Annotated in this window: 24 protein-coding genes; 11 read left to right on the forward strand and 13 right to left on the reverse strand. The window is 54.9% G+C overall.

Annotated elements, in window-relative coordinates; translation table 11 throughout:
- Window positions 1-136 precede the first annotated feature (136 nt).
- Both arcB and mtgA read left to right on the forward strand, forming a co-directional pair.
- Window positions 137-2,476: an aerobic respiration two-component sensor histidine kinase ArcB gene (gene arcB, locus V6944_RS08520; protein ID WP_333498652.1), complete on the forward strand. Its 2,340-nt coding sequence runs from the start codon at window positions 137-139 to the stop codon at window positions 2,474-2,476.
- 226 nt (window positions 2,477-2,702) lie between these two features.
- Window positions 2,703-3,422: a monofunctional biosynthetic peptidoglycan transglycosylase gene (gene mtgA, locus V6944_RS08525; protein WP_185667937.1), complete on the forward strand. Its 720-nt coding sequence runs from the start codon at window positions 2,703-2,705 to the stop codon at window positions 3,420-3,422.
- 64 nt (window positions 3,423-3,486) lie between these two features.
- Here mtgA and npr read toward each other — a convergent pair whose 3' ends face one another.
- From npr to V6944_RS08580, 11 genes are read right to left on the reverse strand one after another with little or no spacing between them, the layout of a single operon-like run.
- The gene (gene npr / locus V6944_RS08530; protein WP_185667791.1) at window positions 3,487-3,759 is read right to left on the reverse strand and encodes a PTS phosphocarrier protein NPr; all 273 of its coding nucleotides are present in this window, start codon (window positions 3,757-3,759) and stop codon (window positions 3,487-3,489) included.
- Window positions 3,756-4,610, reverse strand: coding sequence for an RNase adapter RapZ (gene rapZ, locus V6944_RS08535; RefSeq protein WP_035891172.1), 855 nt, complete (start codon window positions 4,608-4,610; stop codon window positions 3,756-3,758). The genes npr and rapZ overlap by 4 nt, the downstream gene beginning before the upstream one ends.
- A gap of 33 nt (window positions 4,611-4,643) precedes the next feature.
- Window positions 4,644-5,132 (reverse strand): PTS IIA-like nitrogen regulatory protein PtsN, encoded by a 489-nt coding sequence (ptsN, locus tag V6944_RS08540; protein ID WP_035891171.1) that lies wholly within the window; start codon window positions 5,130-5,132, stop codon window positions 4,644-4,646.
- Between the two features lie 55 nt (window positions 5,133-5,187).
- A complete protein-coding gene (gene hpf, locus V6944_RS08545) occupies window positions 5,188-5,475 on the reverse strand; it encodes a ribosome hibernation promoting factor (RefSeq protein ID WP_333498653.1) in 288 nt (95 codons plus the stop codon).
- Between the two features lie 22 nt (window positions 5,476-5,497).
- Window positions 5,498-6,931, reverse strand: coding sequence for an RNA polymerase factor sigma-54 (gene rpoN, locus V6944_RS08550; RefSeq protein WP_333496264.1), 1,434 nt, complete (start codon window positions 6,929-6,931; stop codon window positions 5,498-5,500).
- 45 nt (window positions 6,932-6,976) lie between these two features.
- Complete coding sequence (gene lptB / locus V6944_RS08555; RefSeq protein WP_035891167.1) at window positions 6,977-7,702, reverse strand: LPS export ABC transporter ATP-binding protein; 726 nt, start codon at window positions 7,700-7,702, stop codon at window positions 6,977-6,979.
- Window positions 7,703-7,708: 6 nt separating this feature from the next.
- A complete protein-coding gene (gene lptA, locus V6944_RS08560) occupies window positions 7,709-8,263 on the reverse strand; it encodes a lipopolysaccharide ABC transporter substrate-binding protein LptA (protein ID WP_333498654.1) in 555 nt (184 codons plus the stop codon).
- Window positions 8,232-8,807 (reverse strand): LPS export ABC transporter periplasmic protein LptC, encoded by a 576-nt coding sequence (lptC, locus tag V6944_RS08565; protein ID WP_333498655.1) that lies wholly within the window; start codon window positions 8,805-8,807, stop codon window positions 8,232-8,234. The genes lptA and lptC overlap by 32 nt, the downstream gene beginning before the upstream one ends.
- Entirely contained in the window at window positions 8,804-9,370 is a 567-nt protein-coding gene (gene kdsC / locus V6944_RS08570; RefSeq protein ID WP_185667797.1) for a 3-deoxy-manno-octulosonate-8-phosphatase KdsC, read from the reverse strand. The genes lptC and kdsC overlap by 4 nt, the downstream gene beginning before the upstream one ends.
- A gap of 15 nt (window positions 9,371-9,385) precedes the next feature.
- A complete protein-coding gene (gene kdsD, locus V6944_RS08575; RefSeq protein WP_317983845.1) occupies window positions 9,386-10,372 on the reverse strand; it encodes an arabinose-5-phosphate isomerase KdsD in 987 nt (328 codons plus the stop codon).
- A 14-nt stretch (window positions 10,373-10,386) separates the two neighbouring features.
- On the reverse strand, window positions 10,387-11,361 hold the full coding sequence (locus V6944_RS08580; protein ID WP_333498656.1) for a calcium/sodium antiporter: 975 nt from the start codon (window positions 11,359-11,361) through the stop codon (window positions 10,387-10,389).
- A 188-nt stretch (window positions 11,362-11,549) separates the two neighbouring features.
- Between V6944_RS08580 and mlaF the strand changes: the two genes are divergently transcribed.
- The 7 genes from mlaF to murA all read left to right on the forward strand — a co-directional run bounded on the left by mlaF (window position 11,550) and on the right by murA (window position 16,373).
- On the forward strand, window positions 11,550-12,362 hold the full coding sequence (mlaF, locus tag V6944_RS08585) for a phospholipid ABC transporter ATP-binding protein MlaF (RefSeq protein WP_333498657.1): 813 nt from the start codon (window positions 11,550-11,552) through the stop codon (window positions 12,360-12,362).
- A 7-nt stretch (window positions 12,363-12,369) separates the two neighbouring features.
- Complete coding sequence (gene mlaE / locus V6944_RS08590; protein WP_185667800.1) at window positions 12,370-13,152, forward strand: lipid asymmetry maintenance ABC transporter permease subunit MlaE; 783 nt, start codon at window positions 12,370-12,372, stop codon at window positions 13,150-13,152.
- 4 nt (window positions 13,153-13,156) lie between these two features.
- On the forward strand, window positions 13,157-13,711 hold the full coding sequence (gene mlaD, locus V6944_RS08595; RefSeq protein WP_333498658.1) for an outer membrane lipid asymmetry maintenance protein MlaD: 555 nt from the start codon (window positions 13,157-13,159) through the stop codon (window positions 13,709-13,711).
- Window positions 13,712-13,729: 18 nt separating this feature from the next.
- Window positions 13,730-14,365: a phospholipid-binding protein MlaC gene (gene mlaC, locus V6944_RS08600; RefSeq protein WP_333498659.1), complete on the forward strand. Its 636-nt coding sequence runs from the start codon at window positions 13,730-13,732 to the stop codon at window positions 14,363-14,365.
- Window positions 14,365-14,655, forward strand: coding sequence for a lipid asymmetry maintenance protein MlaB (gene mlaB, locus V6944_RS08605; protein ID WP_333498660.1), 291 nt, complete (start codon window positions 14,365-14,367; stop codon window positions 14,653-14,655). The genes mlaC and mlaB overlap by 1 nt, the downstream gene beginning before the upstream one ends.
- Before the next feature lie 138 nt (window positions 14,656-14,793).
- Window positions 14,794-15,048, forward strand: a complete 255-nt coding sequence (gene ibaG / locus V6944_RS08610; RefSeq protein WP_035891140.1) for a BolA family iron metabolism protein IbaG — start codon at window positions 14,794-14,796, stop codon at window positions 15,046-15,048.
- Window positions 15,049-15,113: 65 nt separating this feature from the next.
- Entirely contained in the window at window positions 15,114-16,373 is a 1,260-nt protein-coding gene (gene murA, locus V6944_RS08615) for a UDP-N-acetylglucosamine 1-carboxyvinyltransferase (RefSeq protein WP_333498661.1), read from the forward strand.
- 59 nt (window positions 16,374-16,432) lie between these two features.
- Here the strand turns inward: murA and sfsB are convergent, their stop codons facing one another.
- Both sfsB and ispB read right to left on the reverse strand, forming a co-directional pair.
- Window positions 16,433-16,705, reverse strand: a complete 273-nt coding sequence (gene sfsB, locus V6944_RS08620; protein ID WP_333498662.1) for a DNA-binding transcriptional regulator SfsB — start codon at window positions 16,703-16,705, stop codon at window positions 16,433-16,435.
- A gap of 182 nt (window positions 16,706-16,887) precedes the next feature.
- On the reverse strand, window positions 16,888-17,859 hold the full coding sequence (gene ispB / locus V6944_RS08625) for an octaprenyl diphosphate synthase (RefSeq protein ID WP_333498663.1): 972 nt from the start codon (window positions 17,857-17,859) through the stop codon (window positions 16,888-16,890).
- Window positions 17,860-18,115: 256 nt separating this feature from the next.
- Here ispB and rplU point away from each other — a divergent pair, with 256 nt between their 5' ends.
- Together rplU and rpmA are read left to right on the forward strand one after the other, a co-directional pair.
- Complete coding sequence (gene rplU / locus V6944_RS08630; RefSeq protein ID WP_003025032.1) at window positions 18,116-18,427, forward strand: 50S ribosomal protein L21; 312 nt, start codon at window positions 18,116-18,118, stop codon at window positions 18,425-18,427.
- Window positions 18,428-18,446: 19 nt separating this feature from the next.
- Complete coding sequence (gene rpmA, locus V6944_RS08635) at window positions 18,447-18,704, forward strand: 50S ribosomal protein L27 (RefSeq protein WP_035891128.1); 258 nt, start codon at window positions 18,447-18,449, stop codon at window positions 18,702-18,704.
- Window positions 18,705-18,725 lie beyond the last annotated feature (21 nt).

The following is an 18,725-nucleotide window of genomic DNA, read 5'->3' on the forward strand; positions in this document are numbered from 1 at the left end:
AGCCCGGCCAAGCGCAGCGCCGCCGGGAAGGCTCCCGAGCCCAATTAGTAGATAATCCCCGCATTTTTCTCACAACCTACCGCGCTACGCTCAGAATTGGGTATGATTGAACGACGTTGTCGTTAAGGAATCCCTTATGAAGCAAATCCGTATGCTGGCGCAGTATTACGTCGACCTGATGATGAAGCTGGGTCTGGTACGTTTCTCATTACTGTTGGCGCTGGCGCTGGTGGTGCTGGCCATTGTGGTGCAGATGGCAGTGACCATGGTGCTGCACGGTCAGGTCGAAAGCATTGATGTTATTCGTTCTATCTTCTTCGGTTTGCTGATTACCCCCTGGGCGGTTTACTTCCTGTCGGTGGTGGTGGAACAGCTGGAAGAGTCACGACAGCGTCTCTCCCGGCTGGTGGAAAAGCTTGAAGAGATGCGCGAACGCGACCTCAAGCTGAACGTCCAGCTCAAAGACAATATCTCTCAGCTGAATCAGGAAATTAGCGACCGAGAAAAAGCTGAGGCCGAGCGTCTTGCTACGCTCGAGCAGCTGCGTATTGAGGTTCAGGAGCGTGAAGAGACGCAGATTCGCCTCGAACAGCAGTCCTCTTTCCTGCGCTCCTTCCTGGATGCCTCTCCCGATTTGGTCTTCTATCGCAATGAAGATAAAGAGTTTTCCGGCTGTAACCGGGCGATGGAACTGCTGACCGGCAAAAGCGAGAAGCAGCTGATTCACCTGCACCCGGAAGAGGTTTATGCTCCTGAGGCGGCGGCGAAAGTCATTGAAACCGATGAAAAAGTCTTCCGTCACAACGTTTCACTCACCTACGAACAGTGGCTCGACTATCCTGATGGTCGCAAAGCCTGCTTTGAGATCCGCAAGGTGCCGTACTATGACCGCGTCGGTAAACGTCATGGCCTGATGGGCTTTGGTCGCGATATTACCGAGCGTAAGCGCTATCAGGACGCGCTCGAGCGCGCCAGTCGCGACAAGACCACCTTTATCTCTACCATCAGCCACGAGCTGCGTACGCCGCTAAATGGCATCGTCGGTTTAAGTCGCATCCTGCTCGACACCAACCTGACCGCCGAGCAGGAAAAATACCTGAAAACCATCCATGTCTCGGCGGTTACGCTGGGCAATATCTTCAACGATATTATCGATATGGACAAAATGGAGCGCCGGAAAGTCCAGTTGGATAACCAGCCGGTCGATTTCACCGGTTTCCTGGCTGACCTGGAAAACCTCTCCGGCCTGCAGGCGCAGCAAAAAGGGCTGCGCTTCGTGATGGAGCCAACGCTGCCGCTGCCGCATAAGGTGATTACCGACGGCACCCGACTGCGCCAGATTCTGTGGAACCTTATCAGCAACGCCGTGAAGTTCACCCAGCAGGGGAGCGTGACGGTGCGCGTACGCTATGACGCTGGCGATATGCTTCACTTTGAGGTTGAAGACTCCGGTATCGGGATCCCGCAGGAAGAGCAGGATAAAATCTTCGCTATGTATTATCAGGTTAAAGACAGCCAGGGGGGCAAGCCTGCTACCGGCACCGGTATCGGTCTGGCGGTCTCCCGCCGTCTGGCGAAAAGCATGGGCGGTGATATTGAAGTCTCAAGCCAGGCCGGACATGGCGCCATCTTCACCCTGACGGTACATGCACCGGCGGTGGCGGAAGAGGTTGAAGACGCGTTTGAGGACGATGAGCTGCCGCTGCCGGCGCTGCACGTCCTGCTGGTGGAAGACATTGAACTGAACGTCATTGTTGCCCGCTCGGTGCTTGAGAAGCTGGGGAATAGCGTCGACGTGGCGATGACCGGTAAGGATGCGCTGGAAATGTTCACCCCCGGTGAATATGACCTGGTGCTGCTGGATATCCAGCTGCCGGACATGACCGGGCTGGATATTTCCCGCGAGCTGACGCGTAAATACCACGCTGACGATTTACCACCGCTGGTCGCGCTGACGGCGAACGTGCTTAAAGATAAAAAAGAGTATCTGGAAGCCGGGATGGACGATGTGCTGAGTAAACCGCTCTCGGTGCCGGCCCTGACGGCGATGATCAAGAAGTTCTGGGACACCGTTGAAGACGAAGAGGAGAGTGCCGTGACGCCTGTAGAAAGCAGTAAATCGCAGCAGCTACTGGATATTCCAATGCTGGAACAGTACATCGATCTGGTTGGACCGAAGCTGATTACCGACGGTCTGGCGGTCTTCGAGAAGATGATGCCGGGCTATCTGGCGGTGCTGGAGTCGAACCTGACCGCGCGCGACCAGAAAGGCATCGTCGAGGAAGGTCATAAGATCAAAGGTGCAGCTGGCTCCGTCGGTCTGCGTCACCTGCAGCAACTGGGGCAGCAGATCCAGTCGCCGGATTTACCTGCCTGGTGGGATAACGTGGGTGAATGGGTTGAAGAGATGAAGTCTGAGTGGCAGCAGGACGTTGCGGTGCTGAAAGCGTGGGTAGCGAGCGCTGATAAAAAATGACCCCGGCTTGACCGGGGTGCGCGAATACTGCGCCAACACCAGGGAACTGGTGGCTGCGTCAGCTGATTAGCTCTATTTTTTTGTTTTTGACACAACCTGAAATACGATTGCACGCTCAATAAGATAGCAAAACTTAAAATGTTTGTTACGTGAATCAGTAAAATGTGTGAAGCATAACGACTTAATCAGAAATATTAATCGGCGTCAGAGAGTTAGCGTGAAGAAGATGGCTTTGAGGAAGGTTGCGGGGCTAAAACAATTGTTCTGGCGACTGTTGCTGCTGCTGGCGCTTTTCTGGGGCGGTGGTATTGCCGCATTCAGTTTTCTGCCGGTTCCATTCTCCGCAGTGATGATTGAGCGTCAAATTGGCGCCTGGATGACGGGCGACTTTGGCTACGTGGCGCACTCTGATTGGGTTAGCATGGACGCTATCTCGCCGTTTATGGGGCTGGCGGTGATCGCCGCTGAGGATCAAAAATTCCCGGACCATTGGGGTTTTGACGTCTCGGCGATTGAGAAAGCGCTGGCGCATAACGAGCGTAATGAAAACCGGATTCGCGGCGCCTCTACGTTGTCGCAGCAGACGGCGAAGAACCTGTTCCTGTGGGATGGGCGCAGCTGGGTGCGTAAAGGGCTGGAAGCCGGTCTGACGCTGGGCATGGAGACGGTCTGGAGTAAGAAGCGTATTCTGACCGTTTATCTGAATATTGCTGAGTTTGGCGACGGTATTTTTGGTGTGGAAGCGGCGTCTCAGCGCTATTTCCATAAGCCTGCGAGCAAGCTGACGATGGCGGAAGCCGCGCTGCTGGCCGCGGTGCTGCCTAACCCAATTCGTTTTAAAGCCAATGCGCCGTCAGGGTATGTACGCAGCCGTCAGGCGTGGATTTTACGTCAGATGCGTCAGTTGGGCGGGGAAGGGTTTATGCGGGAAAATAAGCTGTATTAACCGGGGGGGCCCGGCGTCGCTGCGCTCGGCCGGGCTACATTAAACCGGTAGCCCGGGCGGCGGACTAGTCTTCGTCGAACCCGGCATTAAACAGCGCAATCACCGCGGCCAGCGCCTCTTCTTCTTGCGGCCCGGTGGCCTCGACCTCAATCTGACGGCCTTTGGCCGAGTCCAGCATCAGCAGCGCAATGACGCTATTCGCCTCCGCTTCGGTCCCTTCATCGTTACGCAGCAGAACCTCTGCGTCGAAATTTTGCATTAACTCAAACAGCTTCATCGCCGGGCGGGCGTGCATGCCCAGCTTGTTGGTTATCTCAACGGTCTGCTTTACGGTCATGATTTGCGTTTTTCCAGCGTCCGATGACGAGACTGCACGTTCTTGCCGCGCGAGCGGAAGTAGTCAGCCAGCTGTTCGGCAACGTAGACCGAACGGTGTTTACCGCCGGTACAACCAATCGCCACGGTCAGATAGCTACGGTTATTGGTTTCCAGCATAGGTAACCATAGCTCAAGATAGCTGCGCGTTTGATAGATAAAGTTGTGAACTTCCGTGTGCCTGTCAAGGAACGCGGCCACCGGTTTGTCCAGGCCTGTCATCGGACGCAGCTTAGGATCCCAGTGCGGGTTCGGCAGGAAACGGACGTCGAAGACGTAGTCGGCATCAATCGGAATACCGTGCTTGAAGCCGAAAGATTCGAACACCATCGTCAGCTCGCGCTCGCGTTTGCCCAGCAGGCGAGTACGCAGCATCTCCGCCAGTTCGTGAACCGACATCTCGGAGGTATCGACGATCAGGTCAGCGCGGGAGCGCAGCGGTTCCAGCAGATTGCTCTCTTCATCAATGGCGCTTTCCAGCGACAGATTCTTACTGGAGAGAGGGTGCAGGCGGCGGGTATCGCTGTAGCGACGAATCAGGGTGTTGCGATCGGCATCAAGGAACAGCAGCTGCGGAGAGAAGTTATCCGGCAGGTTTTCCATGGCCCGCTCAAAGATTTCGGGTGATTCGGGCATGTTACGCACGTCGATGCTGACGGCGGCCGATATTTCCCGGTCGGCGAGCGTTTTTGCCAGTTCTGGCAGCAGCACGACCGGCAGGTTATCGACGCAGTAGAAACCCATGTCTTCCAGCGCGCGTAAGGCGACCGATTTTCCCGAGCCAGAGCGGCCGCTGACGATCATCAGTACCATGTACCGTTTCTCCTCAGTACGATGTGATGTCCATTATGCATCATCGTGAGTTTCCGTATCGGTGATGATTTGATACAGCTCTTCGTCGCTCTGCGCAGCGCGCAGACGACGGCAAATGGTTTTATCCGCCAGACGTTTTGCCACCAGGGACAGCGTGTGCAGGTGGGTTTTGGTCTGGTCTGCCGGCACCAGGAGCGCAAAGAGTAAATCGACGGGCTGATTGTCGATAGCATCAAAGGCGATCGGGGTTTCCAGCTGCACAAACACGCCAACCGCGCGCAGCGTATCCTCTTCCAGCTTGCCGTGAGGAATGGCGATACCGTTACCAATACCGGTACTCCCCATCTTCTCGCGGGTCAAAATCGCCTCAAAGACCACCTGCGGAGGCAGGCTCAGCTGTTTTGCCGCCAGTTCGCTGATGATTTCCAGCGCGCGTTTCTTACTCTGACAGTGCACAGCACTGCGGGTACATTCCTGGTTAAGGACATTGCTCAGTTGAAGAGCCGAATCGTTATTTGTCATAATTTCACCTAAGCATCGCCCGGTATGCGGGCATATCGGGCGACTGCTCGGACAATCAATGTTGTTTTAGTTTGTCTTTATGCTTGTTTAACTGTCTCGCCAGTTTGTCGATCAAACCGTCGATGGCGGCGTACATATCCTTGCCTTCCGCGCTAGCATGAAGTTCGCCCCCGTTAACATGCAACGTTGCATCCGAGATGTGCGTCAATTTCTCCACCTTCAACACAATGTAGACCTGATTGATCCTCTCGAAATACTGTTCGAGCTTAACGAATTTCGCATTCACAAATTCGCGCATTGCATCGGTAATTTCGACGTTGTGTCCAGTGATGTTGAGTTGCATAGTGTCTTCCTTATCAGTGGTGTCAGACCAGTTGTTTACGCTGGTTAGACGGCGGAATGGATAAAGACTCTCGGTACTTTGCAACGGTACGCCGTGCCACCATGATACCCTGTTCAGAGAGCATGGTGGTCAGTTTACTGTCGCTCAGTGGTTTTGCGGGGTTCTCCGCGGCAATTAATTTCTTAACCAACGCGCGAATCGCCGTGGAAGAGGCTTCGCCGCCGCCCTCGGTACTCACGTGACTGGAGAAGAAATACTTAAGCTCGAAAATGCCTCGTGGGCTATGCAAATACTTTTGCGTGGTAACACGCGAAATGGTGGACTCGTGCATCTCGACGGTCTGGGCGATATCTGCCAGCACCATCGGTTTCATATACTCTTCGCCGAGATCGAAAAAGGCCTGCTGCTGTTCAACGATGCAGCGGCTGACCCGCAGCAGCGTATCGTTACGGCTCTCAAGGCTCTTAATCAGCCATTTTGCGTCCTGCAGGTTGCTGCGGATAAACTGGCTGTCGGCGTCGTTACGGGCATTGTTGCACATTCCCGCGTAGTGTTGGTTGATCTGCAGACGCGGTATGCTATCGGCGTTCAGCTCAACGACCCAGCGATCGTTCACCTTGCGCACCAGTACGTCTGGGATCACATACTCCGGTTCACCGGTCTGGATCGACTGGCCCGGACGTGGATCCAGCGACTGAATCAGATCCACCGCCTCTTTCAGCACGTCCTCTTTCAGCCGCGTGACGCGCATCAGTGAACGGAAATCGTGGTTGGCGAGCAGATCGAGATGATCGCTGATAATCAAACGGGCTTCAGCGATACGCGGCGTAGTGGGGGAGAACTGAGAAAGTTGGATCAGCAGGCAATCGCGGAGATCTTTGGCGGCGACGCCGACCGGATCGAAGCGTTGGATCCGCTTGAGCACGGCTTCCACTTCATCGAGGCCAACCTCTTCGTCACCAATGCCTTCAAGAATGTCTTCCACCGTGACGGTGAGGTAACCGGTATCGTCCACGGCGTCGACGATCGAGGTGGCAATCGCCCGGTCGGTATCGGTAAACGGCGTCAGCTCAACCTGCCACATCAGATAATCCTGAAGCGACTGGGTGGTTTCACCCTGATAAACCGGTAACTCATCGTCCTGATAATCAGCGCCGGTCCCGGAAGGGGTTCCGGCGGTATAGATCTCATCCCAACTGGCGTCGAGCGGCAGCTCTTCGGGCATATCGGGTTTTTCTAGCGCATCGACGCTGTCCAGCGTTTCGTTATCGACGGTTTCCTGAGTCTCTACTTCTTCGTGAAGATCGGTTTGCTCAAGCAGGGGATTGCTCTCCAGCGCTTGCTGGAGTTCCTGCTGAAGTTCCAGCGTAGACAGTTGCAGCAGACGGATTGCCTGTTGCAGCTGTGGCGTCATGGCAAGCTGTTGGCTGAGCCTTAATTGCAAACCTTGCTTCATGTTCAGAACGAATATCTCCCGCTAACGTCGTAAACCACTACCCTATCAGAGTCTGAAGTCTTCCCCAAGATACACGCGTTTAACATGTTCGTCTTGTAGGATCTCCTGAGGGGTACCGTGGGCAATCAGGTGCCCCTGGCTAACGATATAGGCCCGTTCACACACGGCCAGCGTTTCACGTACGTTGTGGTCGGTGATCAGCACGCCAAGGCCGCTGTCGCGGAGATGTTCGATAATGCGTTTGATATCGATAACGGAGATCGGGTCAACGCCAGCAAACGGTTCATCCAGCAGGATAAATTTCGGGTTTGCCGCCAACGCACGGGCGATTTCAACGCGGCGACGTTCACCGCCGGAAAGCGCTTGGCCAAGGCTGTCGCGCAGATGCTCGATGTGAAACTCTTCCATCAGCTCTTTGGCGCGGTCTTCACGCTGTTCGTTGCTGAGATCATCACGGATCTGCAGCACCGCCATCAGGTTGTCGTAGACGCTCAGGCGACGGAAGATGGAGGCTTCCTGCGGCAGATAGCCGATACCACGACGCGCGCGGGCGTGCAGCGGCAGCAGACTGATGTCTTCATCATCGATGATGATATTACCGGCATCACGAGGAACGATCCCGACCACCATGTAGAAGGTGGTGGTTTTGCCCGCGCCGTTTGGCCCAAGCAGACCCACAATCTCACCGGAATTCACGGTCAGACTGACATCTTCCACCACGCGGCGGCCTTTGTAGGCCTTCGCCAGATTTTTTGCAGTTAATGTCGCCATAACGAATTAGTTACTCTTATTCTGTGCCGGAGCCTGGTCTTTGGACTTGTCCTGCAGCTGCGATGGAACCAGCACGGTGGTTACGCGTTTACCTTTGTCGCTAAACGCCTGCATTTTCTGCTCTTTGACCAGATAAGTAATCTTGTCGCCTTTAATGTTGCTATCCAACTGCTCAAGGTAAGCATTGCCGGTCAGCACCACGAAGTCGTTTGCCAGCTCATAATGCATTTTCGAGGCGCGGCCTTTTACCGGCTTGCCGTTGTCCTGCATCTGGTAGAAGGTTGCCGGGTTACCGTAACCGTCGATGACTTCTTTGCCTTTCTGGTCCGCCGGACGGGTTACGACGACCTTATCGGCGTTGATTTTGATGCTGCCCTGGGTTACCACGACGTTACCGGTGAAGGTCACGACGTTGCCCTGCATATCCAGCGACTGCTGATCGGATTCAATATGAATCGGCTGATTGGTATCACCGGTAAGCGCCATTGCCGGCAGGCTGGCGGCCAGCAAGGAACCGGCAAGTGCCAGCTTAAGGCTGAGTTTGTTTGTTCTGAATTTCATAAGAGGTTCTAACCTTTTCAATCAGCTCGGCGTTTTTGCTGCGTAAATTGCCGCGCATTTTCAGGCCGCTGGAATTAAATGTTGTTCCGTATAACGTCACCAGATCGTCAGAGGAAACGTCCTGAGTCGTCAGGTTTACCTGGGCATTATCCGTCGTAATCTTACGCAGTTGTGAGTCTTCTGTCAGCGCGTTGATTTCAACGTGCCCATAGAGATACAGCATGCGATCATTAGTGAGCTTGGCTTTATCTGCTTTAATCGACCAGGTCGGCACCTTGTTGGCGTCATAGGTTGTCAAAAAAGGATGGGTAAACCATGACAACGCCTGATCGGAAAAATACTCCACGTGCTCGGCAATTAACCGGTAGCTGAGTGCGCCCTCGGGGCTGTACACCACGGTATCGGTATGTTCGCTTTTGTAGGTTGGGTCGCTTGCGTTAATCACCACCTGGGCGCTGTCGTCTTTATCGGCAAGATTCAGGCCGATCAGGACAAGCGCAACCAGCGATAGCACAATGATAACCCAACGTCTGGTTTTACTCATATCGATTGCCCTTTGGCTTCTTCCAGCTTCCCTTGTGCCATTAGCAGCAGGTCGCAGACTTCACGAACCGCGCCGCGGCCGCCCGCAATACGCGTCACGTAATCGGCTTTCGGCAGCAGCAGGGGGTGTGCATCTGCGACGGCCACGCTAAGACCAATTTCTGCCATCACCGGCCAGTCGATCAGGTCATCACCCACGTAGGCAACTTCATCCGGCTGGAGATGCAGTTTTGCTATCAGCTCGCGGTAGGCGATCAGTTTATCCGACTGCCCCTGGTAAAGATGGGTGATGCCGAGCGTGGCGCAGCGGTCTTCTAACAGTTTAGCCTTTCGCCCGGTAATAATCGCCACGTCGATATCAGAGGTGAGGGCGCAACGCACGCCGTAGCCATCGCGGACGTTAAAAGCTTTTAGCTCTTCACCGCTATTGCCCATGTAGATAAGGCCGTCAGAAAGCACCCCGTCAACGTCGAGGATCAGCAGGCGGATTTTCTCCGCCTTCGCCATAAATTGTGGACTCACCGGGCCATAACAGGTGGCGACCGATGCGACAGCATTACTCATTCTATATATCCTTGATTACACTACGCCTGCGCGCAGTAGGTCGTGCATATGTATCACACCTAGCAGATGGTCGCCATCGGCAACCAGCACGCAGGTGATATGACGGGATTGCATCAGGTTCAGCGCATCGACCGCCAGCATACCAGGGCGAATGCGAATACCGCCCGGCGTCATCACGTCAGCGATGCCGAGACTGCGCACATCGGCGCCGGTATCGAAGATGCGTCGCAGGTCACCGTCGGTGAAAATACCTTTGATCTGCATATTGTCATCGCAGATGGCGGTCATGCCCAGATTTTTGCGGGTGATCTCCAGCAGGGCATCGCGCAGCGACGCGTCGACGCTGACGTGCGGAATCTCATCGCCCGTATGCATAATATCGTTAACGCGCAGCAGAAGCTTACGACCCAGTGCGCCGCCGGGGTGCGAAAGGGCAAAATCTTCAGCGGTAAAGCCGCGTGCTTTCAGTAATGCCACCGCCAACGCATCGCCCATCACCAGTGCTGCTGTGGTACTGGAGGTTGGGGCCAGCCCGAGCGGGCAGGCTTCTCGCGGAACCTTGACGCATAAATGAATATCCGCTGCGCGGCCCATGCTGCTGTCCGGACGACTGGTCATGCAGATAAGCGGCACGCGAAGACGTTTTAATACTGGAATGAGCGCCAGAATTTCATTGGACTCGCCGGAGTTGGATAAGGCGATGACGACGTCCTGCGGCGTGACCATGCCTAAATCGCCGTGCGCTGCTTCGCCTGGGTGAACGAAGAAGGCGGAGGTTCCGGTGCTGGCGAAGGTGGCCGCCATCTTGCGACCAATGTGCCCGGACTTACCCATCCCCATGACCACGACTTTGCCGGTGCAGTAGAAGATCTTCTCGCAGGCGGCGCTGAAATCCTGGTTAATGTATTGATCTAGCTGTTCCAGCCCTTCCCGTTCAATCGCCAGAACGTCCCTTCCTGCCTGCTGGAAGTCGAAATCTGACGGCAAATCTATTTGCGACATAGTGTTATCCCAGTTCATTCGATGAAAAGCGGCGTGCCCCAGTAGAGCAGCGCCAGCCATACCACAAACCCGCCGATCAACAACACGCCCGCGACGCGGCCAACCTGGCGGCGGCGCCAGCACAGCAGGGCGAAGACCACGCTGACTAGCATCATCACGCCGTAGTCCCGGGTAAACGCGAGAGGGTTAAACGCCCCCGGCGCGATAAGGGCGGGAAGCCCCAGCACGATAGCAATATTAAAGAAATTCGAGCCGATGATATTGCCGACCGCAATATCGTTTTCACCTTTACGTACACCCGCAATGGCGGTCGCCAGCTCCGGCAGGCTGGTACCCAGCGCGATAATCGTCAGGCCAATGGTCAGTTCGCTCATTGCGAAGTAGTTGGCCAGCACGGTGGCGTTATCAATCACCATCTGGGTCGCCATCGGCATGATAATCAGCGCTACGCCGAGCCAGAGGCAGGCTACGGGCAGCGACCCATCGCGCGGCAGTTCGGCCAACTGCTCCTGGGTAAATTTGTCGTTACCCTCGCGCTCGGCAAGGCGGGCTATTTTAATGATAAACAACAGCCAGAGCCCGGCCAGAATAAATAAGAAGACACCGTCAAACCATGACAGTTCGCCATCATACAACACATAGCCTGCGACCAGGCTCACTACCAACATTAGCGGTAATTCGCGGCGCAGAATATCAGAATGCACGGTAAATGGGTGGAACAGGGCGGTCAGTCCGAGGATCAGCAAAATGTTGACGATGTTGGATCCGACGGCGGTGCCGATGGCCAGATCGACCTGCCCGTGCAGGGAGGCGGCGGCAGAGACGATGATTTCCGGCAGCGAGGTACCGATGCTGACAACGGTTATACCTATAATCAGAGGAGGGACACCTAAAGCACGGCACAGAATCGAGGCGGAGTACACGAGGCGGTCGGCGCTGTAGACCACCAGAAGTAAACCAATTATTAACAGAGCCGTAGCTAAAAGCATCTAAAGTCCTTTATTCGGGTATAATCGTCGGTCCGCACGTCTGGACGTAACGAATTCCTAATTTTGACTTTATGCGCTGGAAAAGTAAAACAAATGCCAGATTTCGTTAACCAGAGCGGTTAGGATTCTGTAAGAATGCGGGGGCAAGCAGGAGTTTGCTCTACTTAAGGACCTGGAAAGGTAAGCCTATGAGCCAAAATATCGAGAATCTGGTCGAGGTGCGAGACGTCACGTTTTCACGTGGTAGTCGGGTCATTTTCGACAATATCTCGCTCTCGGTGCCGCGCGGAAAAATCACCGCGATTATGGGCCCGTCGGGGATTGGCAAGACCACGCTGCTGCGCCTGATTGGCGGGCAGATCCCCCCAGATAGCGGAGAGATCCTCTTTGATGGTGAGAACGTGCCGAAGATGTCACGCTCCCGCCTCTATACCGTGCGCAAGCGTATGAGCATGCTGTTTCAGTCCGGTGCGCTGTTTACCGACATGAACGTGTTCGACAATGTGGCGTATCCGATTCGCGAGCACACCCGTCTACCGGCGCCGCTGCTGAAAAGCACGGTGATGATGAAGCTGGAGGCCGTTGGCCTGCGCGGGGCTGCAATGCTGATGCCATCGGAGTTGTCCGGCGGTATGGCCCGTCGTGCCGCGCTGGCGCGCGCTATTGCGCTGGAGCCGGATCTCATCATGTTCGACGAGCCTTTCGTCGGTCAGGACCCTATCACCATGGGCGTGCTGGTGAAGCTGATTTCTGAACTCAACAGTGCGCTGGGTGTCACCTGTATTGTGGTTTCTCACGATGTGCCGGAAGTGCTGAGCATTGCGGATTACGCGTATATCGTGGCGGACCAGAAAATTGTCGCGCACGGCAGCGCCTCTTCATTGCAGGAAAATAGCGATCCTCGAGTGCGTCAGTTCCTCGACGGTATTGCCGACGGCCCGGTGCCGTTCCGTTATCCTGCGGGCGACTATCGCCGCGATCTCATCGGCACAGGGAGCTAATCTACTCATGCTGTTAAATGCACTGGCAGCGCTTGGACATCGCGGGATTAAGACCGTCGCGACGTTTGGGCGCGCTGGGTTAATGTTATTCAATGCCGTTGTCGGCAAGCCGGAGTTCCGCAAACACGCGCCGTTGCTGGTTCGCCAGCTGTATAACGTCGGCGTGCTCTCCCTGGTTATCATCATCGTGTCGGGCGTGTTTATCGGCATGGTGCTGGGGCTGCAGGGTTACCTGGTGCTGACCACCTATAGCGCTGAGACCAGTCTTGGCATGCTGGTGGCGCTGTCGCTGCTGCGCGAACTGGGGCCGGTGGTTGCCGCGCTGCTGTTTGCCGGACGCGCGGGTTCTGCGCTGACGGCGGAAATTGGCCTGATGCGCGCTACCGAGCAGCTCTCCAGCATGGAGATGATGGCGGTGGATCCGCTGCGTCGCGTTATCTCCCCTCGCTTGTGGGCAGGAGTTATCTCGCTGCCGTTGCTGACCATTATCTTCGTGGCGGTTGGCATCTGGGGCGGTTCGCTGGTCGGCGTGAGCTGGAAGGGTATTGATGCCGGGTTCTTCTGGTCGGCAATGCAAAATGCGGTGGACTGGCGTCTGGATCTGGTGAACTGCCTGATCAAGAGCGTTGTTTTCGCCATTACGGTGACATGGATTGCGTTATTTAACGGTTACGATGCGATCCCCACTTCTGCCGGAATTAGCCGGGCGACGACGCGCACCGTGGTGCACTCCTCGCTGGCGGTTCTTGGGCTGGACTTTGTGCTGACGGCACTGATGTTTGGGAATTGAGTGAATGCAAACGAAAAAGAGTGAAATCTGGGTTGGTATTTTTCTGTTGGTTGCCCTGCTGGCGGCGCTGTTTATCTGCCTGAAGGCGGCGGACGTTTCGTCAATGAAATCAGAACCAACCTACCGCATTTACGCCACCTTCGATAACATCGGCGGCCTGAAAAACCGTTCACCGGTGCGGATTGGCGGTGTGGTGATTGGTCGCGTTGCGGACATTGAACTGGATCCGAAAACCTACTTACCGCGCGTCGCAATCGACATCGAAGATCGCTATAACCATATTCCTGATACCAGCTCGCTGGCCATTCGTACTTCAGGTCTGCTGGGTGAACAGTATCTGGCGCTGAACGTCGGCTTTGAAGATCCTGACCTGGGAACGTCTATTCTTAAAGATGGCGGTACCATCCAGGACACTAAATCAGCGATGGTACTGGAAGACCTGATTGGCCAGTTCCTTTACAACAGTAAAGGCAGCGACAATCAGAATTCAGGCGATGCGCAGGGTTCTACAGACGGACATACTGGTACGGCGACGCCTGCCACTGGCGCGACGAATTAATCTCAGGAGATACTCGACATGTTTAAACGTTTACTGATGGTCGCCATGCTGGTGATTGCGCCGTTAACGGCGGCCACTGCGGCAGACCAAACTAACCCTTATAAGCTGATGAATGAAGCGGCGCAGAAGACGTTCGATCGCCTGAAGAATGAACAACCGAAGATTCGTTCTAACCCGAACTACCTCCGCGACGTGGTCGATCAGGAACTGCTGCCGTACGTGCAGGTGAAATACGCCGGTGCGCTGGTGCTGGGCCGTTACTATAAAGACGCGACGCCTGCGCAGCGTGAAGCTTACTTCACCGCGTTTCGTGAATACCTGAAGCAGGCGTACGGTCAGGCGCTGGCGATGTACCACGGTCAGACCTACCAGATTGCACCAGAACAACCGCTGGGCGATGCGACCATCGTGCCTATCCGCGTAACCATCATTGACCCTAACGGCCGTCCTCCGGTGCGCCTGGACTTCCAGTGGCGTAAAAATACCCAGACGGGTAACTGGCAGGCGTATGACATGATTGCGGAAGGGGTGAGCATGATCACCACCAAGCAGAACGAATGGAGCGACCTGTTGCGCACGAAGGGCATTGATGGCCTGACCGCACAGCTGAAATCCATTTCTGCTCAGCCAATCACCATGGAACAGAAAAAATAATGGCTGAACAGCTAAGCTGGAAGCGCGACGGCGAACGCCTGGCGCTGCACGGTGAACTGGATCAGGACTTTCTGGTGTCCCTTTGGGATGCCAGAAACGAAGCCACGCAGGAGGTATCGGTTCTCGACCTCAGCGGCCTGAGCCGCGTCGATACGGCGGGCCTGGCGCTGCTGGTGCACCTGGTTGAGCTTATCCGCGCGCAGGGTCGTACGCCGAGCCTGGAAGGGGTCAGCGAAAAGCTGGTGACCCTGAAAAGCTTGTACAACCTGCCAGAAGGCATGATCCCCTAACAGTTTCAGCACGTTACTGTTGTGGTTTCTGACAAAGCCCCATCAATCTCAACGATGGGGCTTTTTGCTTGTTTAAGACCGCGCCACTTTCCTCTAAGATGTGGGGCTTGTTTTCACTCTCAAATGAAATGCGAACCTATGGAAAATAATGAAATTCAGACCGTGCTGATGAACGCACTCTCCCTTCAGGAAGTTCTCGTTTCTGGCGATGGCAGCCACTTCCAGGTTATTGCCGTGGGTGAGATGTTTGATGGCATGAGCCGGGTCAAGAAGCAGCAGACGATCTACGGCCCGCTGATGGAGTACCTTGCGGATAACCGCATTCATGCCCTGTCGATCAAGGCGTATACCCCACAAGAGTGGGCACGCGATCGCAAACTCAACGGTTTTTGAGCCAGGGGAAAAGTGTGCGCACTTTTCCGGTGGCGAACGTGAATACTTAACAGAGATTAGATTTGATGGATAAATTTCGTGTGCAGGGGCCAACCCGCCTTCAGGGCGAGGTCACCATTAGCGGTGCTAAAAACGCTGCCCTGCCGATTCTATTTGCCGCTTTGCTGGCAGAAGACCCGGTAGAAATCCAGAACGTACCGAAGCTGAAAGACGTTGATACGTCCATGAAGCTGCTGACTCAGCTGGGTGCAAAAGTTGAGCGTAATGGCTCCGTGTGGATCGACGCGGGCTCAGTAAACGTCTTCTGTGCGCCGTACGACCTGGTGAAAACCATGCGCGCTTCTATCTGGGCGCTGGGGCCGCTGGTAGCGCGTTTTGGTCAGGGTCAGGTTTCTCTGCCGGGTGGCTGCACCATCGGTGCGCGTCCGGTCGACCTGCATATCTCTGGTCTTGAGCAACTGGGTGCAGAAATTAAGCTGGAAGAAGGTTACGTCAAAGCGACCGTTAACGGTCGTCTGAAAGGTGCGCATATCGTGATGGACATGGTCAGCGTTGGCGCGACCGTCACCATCATGTCCGCCGCGACGCTGGCGGAAGGCACCACCATCATCGAAAACGCCGCGCGTGAGCCGGAAATCGTCGATACGGCGAACTTCCTCAACGCCATGGGCGCTAAGGTAACGGGCCAGGGTACCGATCGCATCACCATCGAAGGCGTGAAGCGTCTGGGTGGCGGCGTCTACCGCGTTCTGCCTGACCGCATTGAAACCGGCACCTTCCTGGTGGCGGCAGCGATCTCCGGCGGGAAAATTGTCTGCCGCAACGCGCAGCCGGATACGCTGGATGCCGTTCTGGCGAAGCTGCGTGAAGCCGGTGCGGATGTTGAAGTCGGTGAAGACTGGATAAGCCTGGACATGCACGGCAAGCGCCCGAAAGCGGTAAACGTGCGTACCGCGCCACATCCGGCATTCCCGACGGACATGCAGGCTCAGTTCACGCTGCTGAACATGGTTGCGGAAGGCACTGGCGTGATCACTGAAACGGTCTTCGAAAACCGCTTCATGCACATTCCTGAACTTATCCGTATGGGCGCTCGTGCAGAAATCGAAAGCAACACCGCGATTTGCCACGGCGTTGAGCAGCTCTCCGGCGCACAGGTGATGGCAACTGACCTGCGAGCCTCTGCAAGCCTCGTGTTAGCTGGCTGTATTGCTCAGGGCACTACGATCGTCGATCGTATCTATCACATCGATCGCGGCTACGAGCGCATTGAAGATAAACTGAGTGCTTTAGGCGCCAATATCGAACGTATCAAAGGCGAATAATCGCCGCTGCTATTCAAGCGCCCATGGACACCAATGGGCGCTTTTTTCCTCTTATTCCGCTAATTCTTCCGCTTACGTCCGCGAATAGACTGCGTTCTGTCGACAAATGCGTGGGTGATCGGATCGTGATAACGTGACGGCCAGATGACCCAAGGGTCCGTCTCCAGTACGCTGGCAATGATCATCTCACCTTTCGGCCATGGACGTGAAAGCACGTTGGCTAACGTGGATGAACTTAGGCCGTGCTTACGTGATTCTGCCGCCATTGATGTCCCTTTTTTACGTAACCCCGCGATAATATCGGCGGGATGCCAGTCGTTAAACTGCTCCATACTTCCTCCCTGAAAACGGTTGTTAACTCGATACGTTGAGTGAGGAATATACTGTATCGCTCTTTTCGGTAAGTTCATAAAGAGTTCTAGTAAGTTTGATTAAATTAGGAAAACATCAAATTTTGGGTAAGAAAAAGCGCCTTTCGGCGCTTTGTGAAACTTTTTAGCTCAGTGAGCAGGGATTAGCGATCGCGCTGAACGGCGATATGGGCAAGCCCGATAAGCGCATCGCGCCATGGGGTATCCGGCAGCGATGTCAGGGAAGCAATCGCTTTGTCTGCTTCTTCCTCAGCGCGCTGGCGCGTCCACTCCAGTGAACCGCAGGCGGCCATCGCGTCCAGCACCGGCTCAAGCAGATGGCGACCGTTGCCCTGCTCAATAGCGCCACGAATCAGCAGAGCCTGCTCCGGAGTGCCGTTACGCATAGCGTGCAGCAGCGGCAGCGTCGGTTTTCCCTCGTTGAGGTCATCGCCCACGTTTTTACCCAGCGTTTCACCATCGGCGCTGTAGTCGAGCAGATCGTCAATCAACTGGAAAGCGGTGCCGAGATAGCGGCCGTAGTCCTGCAGCCCTTTCTCTTGCTCAGGCGTACAGTCCGCAAGCAGACCTGAACACTGCGCCGCCGCTTCGAACAGACGCGCCGTTTTGCTGTAGATGACGCGCATGTAGTTCTCTTCGGTGATGTCCGGGTCGTTGACGTTCATCAACTGAAGGACTTCGCCTTCCGCGATGACGTTTACCGCTTCAGACATGACTTCCAGCACCTTCAGCGAACCGAGGCTGGTCATCATCTGGAAGGCGCGCGTATAGATAAAGTCGCCAACCAGCACGCTGGCTGCGTTACCAAAGGCCGCGTTTGCTGTCGCCTTGCCGCGACGCATATCGGACTCATCGACAACGTCGTCGTGCAGCAGTGTCGCGGTATGAATAAATTCGATCAGCGCAGCGATAGTGACGTGGGCATTTCCCTGATAGCCAACGGCACGAGCAGCCAGTACGGCGATCATCGGACGAATCCGTTTCCCGCCGCCGCTGACGATGTAATAGCCAAGCTGATTGATCAATTGGACGTCCGAGTTGAGCTGCTCAAGAATCGTCGCATTGACACCCGCCATATCCTGCGCGGTTAACTCATTGATTTGTTGTAGATTCATCTCAAAAGCCGGGCTTAGTGTCCTGTTTACCACTTATCCATAGGGGATAACGAAGGTTTTACGTTAGAGTTGTAGGGACGATTGTACTGAAAAAACGCCTCAGATAAACGCTGCCGTGCAGGTTGTATTTTTTTTCTGCATGTATTGATGGTAGCACTTGTCAAAGGCTCGCGTTTTGCGTAATATTCGCGCCCTATTGTGAATATTTATAGCGCACTCTGAATCACATAAAGTTGTGCGCGGAAGCGGAGTTTATATGTACGCGGTTTTCCAAAGTGGTGGTAAACAACACCGAGTTAGCGAAGGTCAGACCGTTCGCCTGGAAAAGCTGGACATCGCAACTGGCGAATCTGTTGAATTCGCTGAAGTTCTGATGATCGCAAACGGTGAAGAAGTCAAAATCGGCGTTCCTTTCGTTGATGGCGGCGTTATCAAAGCTGAAGTTGTTGCTCACGGTCGTGGCGAGAAAGTTAAAATCGTTAAGTTTCGTCGTCGTAAACACTACCGTAAGCAGCAGGGCCATCGTCAGTGGTTCACTGATGTGAAAATTACTGGCATCAGCGCTTAAGTTAAGGGGAGCAGATTAAATGGCACATAAAAAGGCTGGTGGCTCGACTCGTAACGGTCGCGACTCAGAAGCTAAACGTCTTGGCGTAAAACGCTTTGGCGGCGAATCCGTTCTGGCTGGTAGCATCATCGTTCGTCAACGTGGTACTCAGTTCCACGCTGGCTCTAACGTAGGCTGCGGCAAAGACCACACTCTGTTTGCTAAAGCAGACGGTAAAGTGAAATTCGAAGTGAAAGGCCCGAAAAACCGTCGTTATATCAGCATCGTTGCTGAATAAGTTTTTCGCGTCCCGGTAACG

It is taken from the genome of Kluyvera sp. CHPC 1.2972 (assembly GCF_036759925.1).
In the GTDB taxonomy this organism is placed as follows: domain Bacteria; phylum Pseudomonadota; class Gammaproteobacteria; order Enterobacterales; family Enterobacteriaceae; genus Kluyvera.